The following is a 15,578-nucleotide window of genomic DNA, read 5'->3' as shown; positions in this document are numbered from 1 at the left end:
ACATGAAAAACAAAAGAATATGGGCTCAATCATTCTTGGTATTCGTAACGGCAGCTATGGTAGTAACAGCATGTAGTTCTAAACCAACGACGACAAGTACAACAACTCCAGCAGCAACAGCTATTGCAGCAACAGCAACACCTGCAGCTTCAACTGCAGCTACCGCTACCGCTGCGACTGCGGCGGTTCCAGAAGTGAAAGATATTACATTAGTCGGCGTACGCGATGCACAGATTTCCTCTCAACAAATTATTGCAGATAAGCTTGGCTATTTCAAAGAAACAGGACTGAATGTAACCAGTCAACTGATTGAAAGCGGACCGGATATCGGACCGATGGTTGCCGGTGGCAGCGCGCCACTCTCCATTCAAACGAATTTTATGGATATTATTTTAAAATCATCGAATGTTCCTGTGAAAATTGTTACACCTCTAGCACAAATTGCAGGTACGCAAGCTGTCGTCGGTTCCAAGAAATTAGAACTGAAGACATCCAAGGACCTAGAAGGCAAGACAATTGGGATCCCTAACGGAGCAGACGTGAAGATAGCAATAGATAATATGGGTAAAGAGCTTGGTGTAGATGTAAGCAAAATAAAATACGTCAATATAGCGCCGAGCGATGCTGTTGTTGCTTTGCAAAAAGGTGATATCGATGCCCTTGCTTGCTGGGAACCGTTCATTACCAAAGCGATCCAAGGTGGAGGCAAATTCCTGTTTAGCGGAACGAAGAGTGAGCTGCCTGATAAAAAAGGCGACGTGAAATGGATGAGCGTTCATACAACGATGCAGGTTTCTGACGATTTTATTAAGAAAAATCCGAATACGATTAAAGCCGTGCTTGCGGGTCTTAAAAAGGCGACAGATTATATTAATAAAAACCGCGATGAAGCGATCAAGATTCTTGCTCCTGAGCTTCACTTAAGCGTTGAAGAGCTTACGCAAATTATGAGCCGCAATGTGTACTCGATGGAAGTAGATGATACTTACGTGAATGGCAGCAACGGTACGGCAGTAGGTGAATATCTAAAAGCTGTTGGTAATATTAAAACCGTTCCGAAACCAGATACTTACCATGATTTGAGCCTGTTGAAAGCTGTTGATTCTACACTTGTTAAAGTTGAATTTAAATAAGTAAGTTCATTGTCAGGGCCGAGACAGCATGCTTGTTTCGGTCCTGAAGATGATGTGAGTAAAACCGAGGTGAACAGGGTGAGCGAAAGATTAGATGTGATCATTCGAAACGGCTCCGTTGTTTTGCGAGATGAAGTCCGTTTATTGGATATAGGTATAAAGAATGGCAAGATTTCGCATTTGGATGAGCGCTTAACGCTGGAAGCAGAGCAAGTTGTGGATGCTTCTGGCATGGTCATCATGGCTGGCATGGTTGATGCCCATGTCCATTTGAATGAACCGGGACTGGGGGACTGGGAAGGATTCGCCACGGGTTCTGCTGCATTAGCCGCAGGAGGTTGTACCACTTACATCGATATGCCGCTTAACGGCATTCCGCCAACAGTTACCGTCTCCGCGATGGAGATGAAGCAGGAGGCGGCCCGTGAGCAATCATTGGTCGATTACGCCATATGGGGTGGACTGGTGCCAGGGCATCTGGATGATTTGGCGCCCATGTGCGAAGCTGGTGTTATTGGCTTCAAAGCCTTCATGTCTTCGCCGGGTGACCCGGGCGAAGAGGCATTTCGTGAGGTGGATGACCTCACCTTGTGGGAAGGGATGAAGCGCATTGCGCGAATGAACCGAGTGCTGGCGCTTCATGCAGAAAGCGAGTCACTTGTTTCACGCTTAGGGCAGGCGAAGCAAGCAGAAGGCAAAGTCACAGCGCAAGACTATACGTCCACACGCCCGATTCTTGCTGAGCTCGAAGCGGTGAATCGAGCGCTGTTTTATGCAGAGCAGACAGGGTGTCCGCTGCATTTCGTTCATATCAGCAGCGAGGCAGCTGTAATGATCATAGTGGAGGCGAAGAAGCGCGGCGTTAATGTGACGCTGGAGACTTGTCCGCACTATTTACTCCTTACGGAAGATGATTTAGAACGGATAGGGCCTACGGCCAAATGTGCGCCTCCACTGCGTAGTGAAGAGGAGAAGGAGCGGTTGTGGGAAGCTTTGCGCCAGGGTTATATTGATATGATTTCATCGGATCATTCCCCTTGTCCAAGCTCGATGAAGGAATCCCGCAATTACTTTGAAGCATGGGGCGGTATATCGGGAGCGCAAAGTTCACTAGAACTTATGATTGATGAAGGACATTTGAAGCGGGGGATCGGGCTCAGTCAGTTAAGTCGTATGCTGTCCTATACGCCGGCTGAGCGATTCGGTCTTCTTCCGGACAAAGGAGAGATTCGTCTAGGTGCTGATGCAGATCTTGTTATGATTTCTCTGAATACCCCCTATGTGCTGCGAACCGAGCACTTATTGTATCGCCACAAGCATAGTCCATATGTAGGGAAGGAATTGGGGTGCAAAGTGCTGGCTACCTGGAGCAGAGGAAATCTTGTCTATGAAGAAGCGAAAGCGATCAGTCCTGTGAAGGCTGGCCAATGGTGTCGTTACAAAACAAAAGTAAACTTGACATTCAACGAAGTTGATGTAAAAATAAATTAACTGAGGATTATAATTAACTTTAAATTCACTGACGAGAACGAGTACGCTATTTCCCTTGATTTCCAGAGAGTTGGCCTAGAGCTGAAAGCCAATATTCAAGACTTAGCCGAAAATCCCCTCCGAGAAGGAAAGCTGAAGGAAGATTAGTAAGCTGACCCGGGATCCCGCCGTTACAAGGGCCGCGTATGGTAGTACGTAGATCAAGAGCTATAATGATCATATTCTTATGATCGTTACGGAACTAGGGTGGTATCGCGAGATGTAATCTCGTCCCTTACGGGACGGGATTTTTTTGTTTTTCTTTAACATCGTTTCCCGACTAGCCTATCATTTTATTAAAGGAGTGTGTGACACATGAGAAAAATTGATGTGAAAGAAAAAGCGAGAACCCGCGAACTTCGCGTTCTTGAACAATGGAAATTGAATGATACATTCCGGAAGTCGATCGAAAACCGTAAAGGCAAAGCGAACTTCGTCTTTTACGAAGGGCCGCCGACGGCAAACGGATCACCTCATATCGGACACGTGCTTGGTCGTGTTGTGAAAGATTTCATCTGCCGCTATAAAACAATGTCAGGTTACCAAGTCATCCGCAAAGCGGGTTGGGACACGCATGGCTTGCCGGTCGAGCTTGGCGTGCAGAAGCAGCTGGGTATCTCGGGGAAACAAGAGATTGAAAAATACGGAGTCGCCGAATTTGTTGAGAAATGCAAAAGCAGCGTATTTGAATATGAAAAGCAGTGGCGTGAACTAACGGAAGCCATTGCCTACTGGACGGATATGGATAACCCCTATGTTACTTTGGATAACGGCTATATCGAGAGTGTTTGGCATATTTTATCCAATATCCATAACAAAGGACTATTGTATAAGGGGCACCGTGTAAGCCCTTATTGTCCGGACTGCCAAACAACGCTCAGTTCTCATGAAGTGGCGCAAGGCTATGAAGACGTGAAGGATTTAAGTGCTACAGTGAAATTCAGGAGTAAAAACGGAAGTGAAATCTTTCTGGCTTGGACGACGACCCCATGGACTCTACCTGCGAATGTAGCGTTGGCGATAAATAAAGATTTGGATTACGTCAAAGTGAAACATAAAGGCGAAGTGTATATCGTCGCGAAAAATCTTGCGGAAAAAGTCTTCAAAGAAGACTACGACATATTATCTGTGCATAAAGGATTGGAATTCGTCGGCACGGCCTACGAGCCCCCATTCGGCTATATTAGTCCAACTAAAGGACATATCGTCGTAGACGCTGACTATGTTATGGATACGAGTGGTACAGGTATCGTCCATATTGCTCCGGCGCATGGTGAAGATGATTATCGAACAGCACGCGGACATAACCTTGATTTTGTGAATGTAGTGAACTTGGCAGGACGTTACAATGATCAGATCACGGACTTCGCAGGACGCTTCGTCAAAGATTGTGACGTCGATATCGTGAAAAACTTGTCTGAACGCAGCCTGCTATTTTCCAAAGAGCGTTATGAGCATAGTTACCCTTTTTGCTGGCGCTGTAAATCCCCGCTGCTCTATTATGCGATGGAGAGCTGGTTTATCAAAACGACTGCAATTAAAGAGCAATTGATCGAAAACAACAGTAAAATCGACTGGTATCCTTCCCACATCCGCGAAGGGCGCTTCGGTAAGTTCCTTGAAGAGCTTGTTGATTGGAACATCAGCCGTAATCGTTATTGGGGTACCCCGCTTAACGTTTGGTTATGTGGAGATTGCGGAGGCGAATATGCGCCGGAAAGCCACCAAGATTTGCGGGAAAAATCAGTAACGCCAATTGACGAAAGCTTGGAGCTGCATAAGCCCTACATCGATGAAGTGAAACTGCGCTGCTCATGTGGTGGCATCATGGAAAGAACTCCTGAAGTAATCGACGTCTGGTTCGATAGCGGTTCTATGCCTTTTGCGCAGTATCATCATCCATTCGGAGACGAGACGTCGTTGTTTAATGAGCAGTACCCAGCGGATATGATCTGCGAAGGGATTGACCAAACAAGGGGCTGGTTCTTCAGTCTACTTGCGGTTTCAACGTTGTATAACGGCAAATCGCCTTACAAAGCTGTTCTTTCTACCGGGCATGTATTGGACGAGAATGGACAAAAAATGTCTAAAAGCAAAGGTAACGGCATTGATCCATGGGAAATCATCGATGAATTTGGTACGGATGCGTTTCGATGGGCCCTGCTGTCAGACAGCGCACCTTGGAACAGCAAACGTTTCTCTAAGCAAATTGTTGCCGAAGCGAAATCCAAATTGGTCGATACGATTAATAATACACATGCTTTTTATGCGTTATATGCAACGATTGACCACTATAAGCACGAAGATCATCCGCCTCAAGAGCACGCAAACGAATTGGATCGTTGGATATTATCAAGACTTAACAGTACGCTCCAAAATGTATGTAAAGGCTTGGAAATTAATGATTTCTTAAACCCAGCGAAGCAAATCGAAATGTTTGTCGACGAACTGAGCAACTGGTACATCCGTCGCTCTCGCGACCGCTTCTGGGGTAGTGAAATGACTGTTGATAAAGTGTCGGCGTACCAAACACTGCGTGAAGTGTTATTGACGCTCTCGCGGATGATAGCGCCATATGCGCCACTCATTGCCGAGGACATATACGGTAACCTCGGCGGCGAAGGCAGCGTTCATCTGGCTGATTATCCAAGTGTGATCCATTCAGCAATCGATATTATGCTCGAGAGTGACATGGAAACTGCTCGTCAGATCGTTGAATTGGCTCGAAATATTCGGAACGATACAGGTATCAAGACCCGCCAGCCTCTCTCGGAGTTAATAGTTTCGCTCGATAAAGATTTCGACCTAAGCCGTTTTGAGGAAATCATTAAAGATGAAATAAACATCAAAGAAATCCGCGTAGAACAAAGCGACAGCGGTTTTGTTGACTTCAACGTGAAGCTGAATCTTAAGGTAGCCGGGAAGAAGTATGGCAAATACGTTGGTCCCCTGCAAAATCACTTGAAGCAATTGTCTGCTTCAGAAACCAAACAAGCGGTTGATAACGGTTTTCTTGTAGTAATGATCGACGGAGAGGAATTCCATATTACTCTTGATGAGCTGCTTGTGGAAAAACAGGCCAAAGAAGGGTTTGCTTCGGCTTCCGGTAACCAGATCACAGTAACCTTAAACACATCGATAACTGCAGAATTGGAGCAGGAAGGTTTTGTGCGGGAAATCATACGTGCCATTCAGGATTACCGTAAAAAGTTGGAGCTGCCGATTGATAAACGAGTTCATCTTGTTCTCGATGTCAATCTGGCGCTCAAAGAAGCGTTGGAACGGTTTAATTACGTTCTGCAAGAGAACGTACTGCTTTCAAGTGTGAGATATGCCAAAGAAGAAAATATGGAATCAATCTTAATCGGGGAGAACAATTTCCGCCTGCTTATAGAGTAACTGAAAAAGGGGTAGTACCTTGAGACATGGTTATCATGACTCCTGGTACTACCCTTTTTAACATACAAGAAAGAATAAGTATTGGATTGTAGCGAACTTTTACGAGATGGAGTGACTGTGCACTTTCGCAGTATTGCGCATCCATCTCTCCCCGTGCACAAAAAAGGGTTTAACTAAAGACCAAAGGCCGAGTCTGAGGTTGTATTCAATTTCTAGAATGCCCAATTTCCCTTGCGGAAAATGGGTTCAATCGTGCCGTCGGCATGCTCGCCGTCAATATCCATTTCGGCAGAGCCGATCATGAAGTCAACGTGAATCAGACTGCTGTTAAGGCCTGCGTTCTCTTGCTCCTCCTTGGACATCGAAGTTCCGCCCTCTATACATGTGGGGAAGGCTCTGCCGAGTGCCAAGTGATTTGAGGCGTTCTCATCATACAAGGTATTAAAGAAGATCAAGTTGGAGTTGGAAATTGGTGATACGTGCGGCACAAGTGCGATTTCGCCAAGATAATGAGCTCCTTCATCCATTTCGATCATGGATTTCAGAGACTCGAAGCCTTGTTCAGCGGTGTAGTTAACAATTCGTCCGTTATCGAAAGTGATGGTAAAATTGTTGATCAAATTACCTTGATAACTGAGCGGTTTCGTGCTGCGTACTGTACCTTGAGTACCCATTCGATGTGGGGAAATAAAGACTTCCTCTGTCGGGATATTCGGGTTGAAATCGAAGCCTCCCGTCGCGTTGGTGGCGGAACCACCTCGCCAAATGTGATTCGCTGGCAGCTCGACGGTTAGTTCAGTGCCTGGGGCACGGTAATGGATCTTACGGAATTGCTTCTCGTTAAGCTGTTCTCTTTTGCTCCGAAGCGTCGCGTTGTGCTCGAGCCAATTCTGGATTGGATTTTCTTGATCTACGCGTGTCGCTTTGAAAATGGCGTCCCATAGGGCGCTGATCGCGGCTTCCTCTTCCAGATGAGGAAACACTTTCTTCGCCCAAGCAGAGGAAGGTGCCACGATGATCGACCATGTCATCTGATAGGAGGACATGCTTTCTCTCCATTTCACTAATTTCGCACCTGCGGCTTTGGAATTTGCGGAAATGCGAGATGGATCGATATCTTTCAGCAATTCGGGATCATCGGCATCAATAAATAGATAGGCACCGTTATGATCAGCTAGCTCTTCGAGCGCCTGCGCTCTCCATGATGGATATTCGTGAAACGCTTCATCAGGCGCGTAGGTATATTTGATTTGCGTGCAGATTTCATCCTGCCATTCAATATGTACGTGTTTGGCCCCTGCTTGATAAGCTTTACGGGCAATGAGTCGAACGAATTCGGGATGATGAATAGGTGCGTTAATCCAAAGTGTTTGGCCGGATTGAATGTTCACAGCGACGCGGACGGTTAGCTCCGCATATTTATCAAGATTACTTTCAAAAGTCATAGGAAACCTCCTCTTTATTCTTGATCTTGCTAGCAGTTTATCCTTCTAAGAGTCAACTGTCAAATAAATTTTACCGTCGTTCTTTCATGAATGTACTTGGGTTCATGCCATACCATTTGCGGAATTGATTAGTGAAGTGATTATAGTTTTGAAAGCCCACATCATAACAAACCTCTGAGGCGCTCCGTCCAGTATGTTCTAGCATGAGCACGGCTTGTTGGATCCTCATCCGATTAAGCGTATCGATAATGGAATACCCTGTGCTGGCTTTGAAAAGATGGGAGAGTCTCGAAGGGGAGAGCCCGACAGTCTGAGCCAAATCCTCAACCCGAATAGGCTGACGCATCTGTTGGGACAGCAGGTGGAGAACCTCCTCGATTCGCGCGTCAACTTTTTTGTTTGTTTTCTGAGCCGTGATAAGGAGGATTTCCCGTAAAGAGCTGCAGCATAGATCGAACCAATAGTCACCGCGCTCTCGGGAATCCTCCAATATGCGTGTGAAAGCTCGATGGATGCGTTCACGAATGGAGTCACTTTCGATAGTTAGGATAAGCAGCTCTTCATCCGGCAGCAGATTGGTTTCTGTGAAGATTGAAGGGAAATGTACCCAGGCGAAATGCCAAACATGATCTTTTTTCGTGCCGTAATGCTGCGGAGTTTCTGGCTTCAGGAGGGTGAGATCACCCGGTTTGCAGTTTCGTACATTGCCTGAATTGTTAAAGTAGCCTTCACCTTCAAGTGTGAAAGTAAGGAGCCAGTCGTTTCTTCCTTCTGGCCGCTTGGTTACATAGGTATCTTGCATTAGAAATTGTCCGGCCAAGAAGGATCTATCATCGAATTTCATGATCGTATGGTCCCTTTCATCTTCTGCAGAAATTTACTACAAGTATATCAGGAAATAGCAGGATTGTATGAGTAATTAGCATCATTCTTACTTCATTGTCTATGGAGGTTTCGATATGATGATGTCATAAGGGAATACAAACTCAACTTACTCATGGAGGGGACCGACATGTCACGGACAATGTTTAAGCTTTCAAATGAACAAAAACAGCATTTTGAATCGGAAGGTTATTTAATCGTAAAAGGATTGTTTTCTGAACAAAATTTGGCTGAAATCGATGTTACTTTTGAGGAGATTAGCCACCATACGGTACCAGGCTTATTTGAACCGGATTTACAAGCGGATGGATCTGATCCGTTAAAAAGATATCCGCGAGTCATGCATCCGCACCGCTTCAATGAGACGGCAAAGAAATATATGCTGCACCAGCCAGTTATGGAAGTGTTAGCAGATTTGTATGATGAAGAGGCGCTTGCCGCGCAAAGTATGTTCTATTACAAGCCGCCGGGTTCCCGCGGGCAAGCGCTTCACCAAGATAACTTCTATTTGCAGGTCGAACCGGGTAATTGCATAGCAGCGTGGACAGCCATTGATGCTGCAGATGATGAGAACGGCGGCTTACTTGTTGTGCCCAAAACGAATACACTCGAAATTGCTTGTCCGGACATCGCAGATGCCAAAGAATCATTTACGACTCATTACGTGAAGCCGCCAAAAGAAGAAAAAGCCATCCCAGTCATCATGCAGCGAGGCGACGTTCTCTTTTTTAACGGGAATCTCATCCATGGCTCTTATCGAAACAAAACGAAGGACCGATTCCGTCGGGCGTTCATTTGTCATTATGCGAACCAATCGGCAACCCATATCAGCGATCATTATCGCCCTTTGTATCGGCAGAATGGAGAGACTGTTGATTTAGAGGCTAACCCTAATGGAGGGCCGTGTGGCGAAGAATTCCAAACGGTTTATCCTCACTAATCTTTCATCTAGCCATAAGGGATCGGTCTGACATCCATTGATGTAGGCTGGTCCTTTTTTACATAGTATGGAATCATTTCAATTGTTTACACTAGAGGAGGGGGTGATAGCGTTCATGAGTTATAGTTGGATAATGGGCTTGCTGCTTCTTGCCCAGCCAAATGAAGTGCCATTTCGAATAACGAATGACAATATGGGTCATAGCATTGCCAATGTGCAGCGGGAATCGTACACAATCAATCTTCTTGATGTACCGATCATTGATGATGAACGATTAAAGCGGCTTGCAGACGTGATCGATAAGAATATGTATCGCAAACCGATTAATGCAACTATTAATGATGAGGGAAGTATCGTGAAGGAGATTGCAGGGTCAAGGCTGAATCGACAAGCTTTTGTTGAGCAATTCTATGAGAATTATTATCGAGAAGGTCCGATGAAATTTGAAGTACCGCAGTTATCTGTATATCCCAAAGTAGACAGCGAGCTGCTAGCGAATATACGTGTGCGTCCCATAGGTTATTATGAGACCTATTTTAACTCGAACAATAAATATCGGTTTACGAACATCAAGCTTGCCGCCCAAGCGATTAATAATTATGTCGTTCAACCGAATGAAACGTTCTCCTTCAACCGTGTTGTTGGCGTTCGGACGCGTGGAAAGGGGTATATGCCAGCAAAAATTATTGTAAGGGGAGAATTCTCTGAAGGGATTGGCGGAGGTATTTGTCAAATTTCTTCTACTTTGTTTAACGCGGTGGATCGTGCTGGTCTCAAAATCGTAGAAAGATATTCGCACAGCCGATCTGTCCCCTATGTTCCGCCAGGTAGGGATGCTACGGTGAATTGGGGAGGTCCTGACTTCACCTTTAAGAACAACTACAATCAACCTATCTTGATAAGGGCTCAGGCTTTACCTGGCCGGGTCTTCGTTAGTATTTCGTCTTCTGATGTCATTAATTATAAGCCGCGGCATGTTCCGAGTGCATCTGATGTTCTGCCGGAGGAAATACAAGCGGGAACCAATGTAGGTCAGCCTGTGCCGTAAATGATAAGCTCCGTTCCAACGTCATTGTTGGTGTATGGGGCTTTTTGTTTGCTTAGGACTGAATTATGGCGGAGATGAGGTCAATATATGCATATTTTACAAAATGAAAGCAAAAAATCACAAGATTTTCGGGTCACCTTTCGCTAGAATAGATGGCAGATCAATTCAGCTTGAGAAGGGTGGAATTTAGCTTTATGAAAACATTTTTAGATGAGAATTTTATGCTTACGAACGATACCGCGGTTCATCTATTCCACGAATTTGCCAAAGATCTGCCGATTATTGATTATCACTGCCATCTAAGTCCTAAGGAAATTTATGAAAATAAACAATTCAATAACATTACGGAAGCTTGGCTGTACGGCGACCATTATAAGTGGAGAATGATGCGTGCCAACGGTGTGGAGGAAGAGAAAGTTACTGGTGAAGCTAGTGATTATGATCGCTTCTTGGCTTGGGCTGGAACGGTACCTATGGCTGTTGGTAACCCGCTGTACCACTGGTCTCATATGGAGCTTCGTACCTATTTCGGTGTTTATGACATTATTAACGAGCAGAATGCGCCTGCCATCTGGGAAAAAGTGAACGCAAAGCTGGCAGAGGGCGGTTCTCGCGCCAGAGATCTCATTACGAATTCCAAAGTAACCGTCATTTGCACAACGGACGATCCGGTGGATTCGCTAGAATATCACATCAAAATTAAAGAGATCAAAGATTTTAATACACAAGTCCTGCCTTCATACCGTCCTGACAAAGCGCTTGAAATCAATCGCGCCACCTTCCTTCCATGGATCGGTCAATTGGAACAATCCGCTGGTATTACGATCAGTTCCTACGATGACCTGCTGGCTGGATTAGAGAGTAGAGCGCAGTTTTTTGATTCAGTTGGATGTAAGGTGTCTGACCATGCCCTGGATTATGTGCCTTACGCTGCAGCAACCAAAGAAGAAGTGGATCAGATTTTTAAAAAGGCTCTTGCTGGCAGCGCGGTTAGTTTGGAAGAAGAGAAGAAATATAAAGCGTTCACGCTGCTGTTCTTAGGAGGCGTGTACAAGAAGCTGGATTGGGCGATGCAGTACCATATCAATGCTTCCCGCAACAATAACGGACGAGCTTTCGCGAAGCTGGGCCCAGACACCGGATTCGACTCGATTAATGATAGCCCGGTAGCAAGCGCCTTAACGGGTTTGTTATCCTCTCTTGCTGTTGCGGATTCGCTGCCTCGAACGATTCTATACTCCTTGAATGCACGAGATAATGAAATTCTCGCTTCCCTGATGGGCAGCTTCCAAGGTGATGGAATTCCTGGCAAAATTCAATTAGGATCCGCTTGGTGGTTCAATGATACCAAAGATGGTATGGTTTCGCAGATGAAATCGCTGGCGAATTTTGGATTGCTTGGCCGATTCGTAGGTATGTTAACCGATTCCAGAAGCTTCTTGTCCTACACAAGACATGACTACTTCCGCAGAATCCTCTGCAATATGATAGGCGAATGGGTTGAAGCAGGAGAATTCCCGGACGACCAACCGCTGCTGAAACAGCTGGTTCAAGGGATTTCCTATCATAATGCTAAGCAATATTTCGGTTTTTAAAATAGAAACCTTCGTGCGGGTTGTTGCCTGCTCGAAGGTTTTTTTTCATTTACAAACTATGGCGCATCAGTTTGCGGCATTCCAGCGGCGTTTGTGTGGTCACTTGTTTGAACACGCGGCCGAAGTGAGCGACGCTATCGAAGCCGGATTGCTCGGCGATGTGGATGACTTTCAACTTCGTTTCCCTCAGCAGCCGCTGTGCCTCGCGGATTCGAACGTTGTTCAAGTATTCGATGAACGAAAATCCGGTCGTTTCTTTGAAAGAACGGCAGAAGTAGCTTGGACTGATATTGAAGCTTTCGGAGATCGAAGCTAACGTCAAACGGTTTCTATACTGCTCGTTGATATAAGCGACGATTTCGAATATTTTGGGATTCTGAGCTTGCGGGTGTTCCTGGGTCGAGCTTAACTTATCAGTGAGACGCGAGCAGAAGATGAGCAGCTGCGTGAGCAGGGCTTTGCTGTTCAGCTGCCAGCCGCCTAGAGCCTGCTTCTGTTCGCGCAATAAGCTGAATAGAAGGTTCTCAACAAAAGTGCGATTCGTACCTGTTAGGGAAAAAATATGCTGTTTCTGCCCAAAAGGAACAAGTAAATGTGTCGATGCCTCCTCATCAATCGAGCGAATCCAACTATCATCAAAGCTAAGTAGAATGCGCTCGTGATGGTGGACATCCGCATTTCGTGTTTTATGAAGTTCGTTTTTATTGATAAAGACGAGGTCACCCTCTTGAATCAAATAGGAACGGTCCTGTATAAAATAGTAGCGTTTCCCGCTGAGTAAATAATAAATTTCATAGTGATCATGAAAATGATTTACTGTCATAGAGTAGGGGCGATCTCTGCGCAATCTTTCAATTTCGTAGAGTAGCAAAGTGGACACCTCTTCGTTCGGTCTTTTATTGCTCATTATATAGCAAGATATGCAAGGAATAAAAGTGATTAAGTAAGATTTGATTAGAAACGCAACAAATATTGTATTAACCTTGAGATAGGACATTCGAACATGAAGACATATCCTTATACGTGAGAGGGGTTCACTTTTATGAAGAAGCGTTATGCACTAGTTGGTACCGGAGGAAGAGCGGAATTTTTCTATGGCGCCATTGTAAAGGATTTTCAAGAAACGTCAGAGCTGGTTGCGATTTGCGATGTAAATCAAACGAGAATGAATTTTACGAATGGCTTACTCGTCAATAAATATGAATATAACGCTGTCCCTACATATAAAGCGGATCAGTTTGAAGAAATGATTCGCAGAGAAAAGCCTGATTATGTCATTGTCACCTCTGTTGATCGTACACATCATACATACATCATTAAAGCGATGGAGCTTGGTTGCGATGTCATTTCAGAAAAGCCGATGACTGTAGATGAAGAGAAGTGTCAAGAAATTCTCGATACCATTAAACGCACAGGGAAACAGCTTCGCGTGACATTCAATTACCGTTACGCTCCGCATAATACGAAAATTCGTGAATTAATCATGGACGGTGCGATAGGTGATGTTCATTCTGTCCATTTCGAGTGGCTGCTGAATACCGAGCATGGGGCGGACTATTTCCGCAGATGGCATCGCGATAAACGCAATGGCGGAGGCTTACTTGTGCATAAATCAACGCATCATTTTGATCTCGTGAACTTCTGGTTGGGGACGCGTCCGGAGACGGTTTTTGCGATGGGTGGCTTGATGTTCTATGGCAGGGAAAATGCCGAGAAGCGCGGTGTGACTAACTTTTATCAACGTGCGACAGGGAATGAAAATGCGAAGGATGATCCATTTGCGCTTCATTTAGATAAAAATGAACACCTTAAAGGTCTGTATTTGGATGCGGAGCATGAGGATGGGTATCAACGCGATCAAAGTGTTTTTGGTGATGGAATTAGTATTGAAGATACAATGGGCGTTATGGTTCGCTATAAAAACAAAGCCATTCTCACCTACTCGCTTAATGCTTATATGCCTTGGGAAGGCTTCAGTGTGCAAATCAATGGCAGCAAGGGTCGTATTGAAATGAAAGTTGTTGAGAAATCGTACGTAAATTCGGGTGGTCTTAAAGAGGATGAAGGTGCATTGAAGGAAAAGACGATCAGGGTATTTCCGATGTTCGCGGCTCCTTATAAAGTAGAAATTGAAGAAGGTGTTGGCGGTCACGGCGGCGGTGATCCTATACTTTTGAAAGATATTTTTGATAAGCCATCCGATGATCGCTTTGAGAGAGCTGCTTCTCACGTTGACGGGGCGATGTCAATTCTGACTGGTATCGCTGGCAATATTTCTTTGCGTACGGGACAACCGGTTGCGGTGGATAAGCTTGTTGCATTTTAAAAGGTCGCCGGAGGTGGGATTACTTGTGGAATCCAGATTCAATCATGGAAAATCTCTATCATTCCTACGAGAAAAAACGTCTGCAGCAGAAACAATCTGAGAATGCCGAACAGACCCAGGAAAGGTTAAAGCGGAGCCTGATCAAATCTTTAAATATGGCATTGGTAGAACAAGATGATCTTCGTCCTGTTCTCCTAGAGCGCATAGAGCTCGAAGATCATGTTCGAGAGCGTATCGAATTCGGTACGGTCTGGGGGTTTCGAGTTCCGGCTTTTGTGTTGATACCTAAAAGGGAGACTCAACGAACAGCAGCGGTGCTGGCGCTGCACGGACATGGTTACGGTAGTCGGCAAATTGTTGGTCTCCATCCAGATGGAACTGAACATACAGGCAAGCCGGATATTCATGGCAACTATGCTCTGGAATTAGTGAGACGCGGCTTCATCGTGGTCGTGCCTGAGATCATCGGATTCGGAGATCGAAGACTGGCTGCGGATCAGAAGGATGGGCGAGTCGGGAATTCCTCCTGTCAAACGCTTGCCTCACATCTGCATTTATATGGCATCTCGCTGGCGGGATTGCGTGTGCAAGAGGCTCGGCGGACGATCGATTATGTGTTGTCGCGAGAGGAGGTGGATCCAGCAAGAGTGGGATGTTTCGGTTTCTCGGGTGGGGGACTTATCGCTGCATATACCGCGGCAATCGATGAACGAGTCAAAGCAACGGTACTCTGCGCCTTTGTAAATACGTTCAAAGGAAGCATTATGCATGTTCACCACTGCATCGACAATTATTTGCCGGGTGTTTTGGATTATTCGGAGCTCCCTGAATTACTTGGTTTACTTGCTCCTCGCCCACTGTTTGTTGAATCTGGCCAGCAGGACCCCATTTTTCCAGTAGAAACAGCGGAGGTGGCGATTCAGTATTTACGGCAGGTGTACGCTGAAGCGGATGCGGGTGAAAAATTGGGGGTTCATCTTTTTGAAGGTGTTCATGAAGTGAATGGGAGCCGGTCCTACCCTTGGTTGGTTGAGGCTTTAGAATCTTGATGGTATAGAAGAAGAAGAGCCGCGGCTCTTCTTCTTCTCCCTAATCGAACCACACGTTTATTAAACATTTTCGTGGTAATTCAAATATTTCGCATAAAACTTAAGCTTGTAAAAAAGAAAACCTCATCAAAAGATGGGGTTTTTGATATTAAATATATGGTCTTGGCTTTGTATCCAACAGAATTATGACTAATAAATCGAAAAGTACAAGTGGTAAGATAAATGGGATAA

The 15,578-nt window shown here is 45.3% G+C and carries 11 protein-coding genes and 1 other annotated feature; of the genes, 8 read left to right on the top strand and 3 right to left on the bottom strand.

Translation table 11 applies throughout. The annotated features are described in order from the left end of the window. The first annotated feature begins 2 nt into the window (after window positions 1-2). The 3 genes from NYR53_RS26070 (at window position 3) to ileS (ending at window position 6,062) form a co-directional block, all read left to right on the top strand. Window positions 3-1,133 carry an ABC transporter substrate-binding protein gene (locus tag NYR53_RS26070; protein WP_261302019.1) on the top strand — a complete coding sequence of 377 codons (1,131 nt, stop codon included), beginning with the start codon at window positions 3-5 and terminating at the stop codon, window positions 1,131-1,133. A 78-nt stretch (window positions 1,134-1,211) separates the two neighbouring features. Further along, window positions 1,212-2,624, top strand: a complete 1,413-nt coding sequence (locus tag NYR53_RS26065; protein ID WP_261302018.1) for an allantoinase — start codon at window positions 1,212-1,214, stop codon at window positions 2,622-2,624. Between the two features lie 19 nt (window positions 2,625-2,643). Beyond that, window positions 2,644-2,902, top strand: a binding site (T-box leader). A 76-nt stretch (window positions 2,903-2,978) separates the two neighbouring features. After that, on the top strand, window positions 2,979-6,062 hold the full coding sequence (gene ileS, locus NYR53_RS26060; RefSeq protein ID WP_261302017.1) for an isoleucine--tRNA ligase: 3,084 nt from the start codon (window positions 2,979-2,981) through the stop codon (window positions 6,060-6,062). 212 nt (window positions 6,063-6,274) lie between these two features. On the opposite strand, the gene NYR53_RS26055 is transcribed toward ileS, so the two are convergent. Then, entirely contained in the window at window positions 6,275-7,507 is a 1,233-nt protein-coding gene (locus tag NYR53_RS26055; protein WP_261302016.1) for an aminopeptidase, read from the bottom strand. A gap of 70 nt (window positions 7,508-7,577) precedes the next feature. Next, on the bottom strand, window positions 7,578-8,351 hold the full coding sequence (locus NYR53_RS26050) for a helix-turn-helix domain-containing protein (RefSeq protein ID WP_261302015.1): 774 nt from the start codon (window positions 8,349-8,351) through the stop codon (window positions 7,578-7,580). A gap of 168 nt (window positions 8,352-8,519) precedes the next feature. Here NYR53_RS26050 and NYR53_RS26045 point away from each other — a divergent pair, with 168 nt between their 5' ends. The 3 genes from NYR53_RS26045 (at window position 8,520) to uxaC (ending at window position 11,972) form a co-directional block, all read left to right on the top strand. After that, window positions 8,520-9,329, top strand: a complete 810-nt coding sequence (locus NYR53_RS26045; RefSeq protein WP_261302014.1) for a phytanoyl-CoA dioxygenase family protein — start codon at window positions 8,520-8,522, stop codon at window positions 9,327-9,329. 115 nt (window positions 9,330-9,444) lie between these two features. Continuing rightward, complete coding sequence (locus NYR53_RS26040; RefSeq protein WP_261302013.1) at window positions 9,445-10,377, top strand: VanW family protein; 933 nt, start codon at window positions 9,445-9,447, stop codon at window positions 10,375-10,377. A gap of 194 nt (window positions 10,378-10,571) precedes the next feature. Further along, window positions 10,572-11,972: a glucuronate isomerase gene (gene uxaC / locus NYR53_RS26035; RefSeq protein ID WP_261302012.1), complete on the top strand. Its 1,401-nt coding sequence runs from the start codon at window positions 10,572-10,574 to the stop codon at window positions 11,970-11,972. A gap of 49 nt (window positions 11,973-12,021) precedes the next feature. Here uxaC and NYR53_RS26030 read toward each other — a convergent pair whose 3' ends face one another. Continuing rightward, window positions 12,022-12,879, bottom strand: a complete 858-nt coding sequence (locus NYR53_RS26030; RefSeq protein WP_261302011.1) for a helix-turn-helix transcriptional regulator — start codon at window positions 12,877-12,879, stop codon at window positions 12,022-12,024. Between the two features lie 135 nt (window positions 12,880-13,014). Here NYR53_RS26030 and NYR53_RS26025 point away from each other — a divergent pair, with 135 nt between their 5' ends. Next, window positions 13,015-14,298 carry a Gfo/Idh/MocA family protein gene (locus tag NYR53_RS26025; RefSeq protein ID WP_261302010.1) on the top strand — a complete coding sequence of 428 codons (1,284 nt, stop codon included), beginning with the start codon at window positions 13,015-13,017 and terminating at the stop codon, window positions 14,296-14,298. A 23-nt stretch (window positions 14,299-14,321) separates the two neighbouring features. Beyond that, window positions 14,322-15,347 carry a dienelactone hydrolase family protein gene (locus tag NYR53_RS26020; protein ID WP_261302009.1) on the top strand — a complete coding sequence of 342 codons (1,026 nt, stop codon included), beginning with the start codon at window positions 14,322-14,324 and terminating at the stop codon, window positions 15,345-15,347. Window positions 15,348-15,578 lie beyond the last annotated feature (231 nt).

Origin of the sequence: Paenibacillus andongensis, from assembly GCF_025369935.1 — a bacterium.
Taxonomy (GTDB): Bacteria; Bacillota; Bacilli; order Paenibacillales; family NBRC-103111; genus Paenibacillus_E; species Paenibacillus_E andongensis.
Note: the sequence above shows the minus strand (reverse complement) of the source record. Positions and strands in the feature narration are given on the sequence as shown.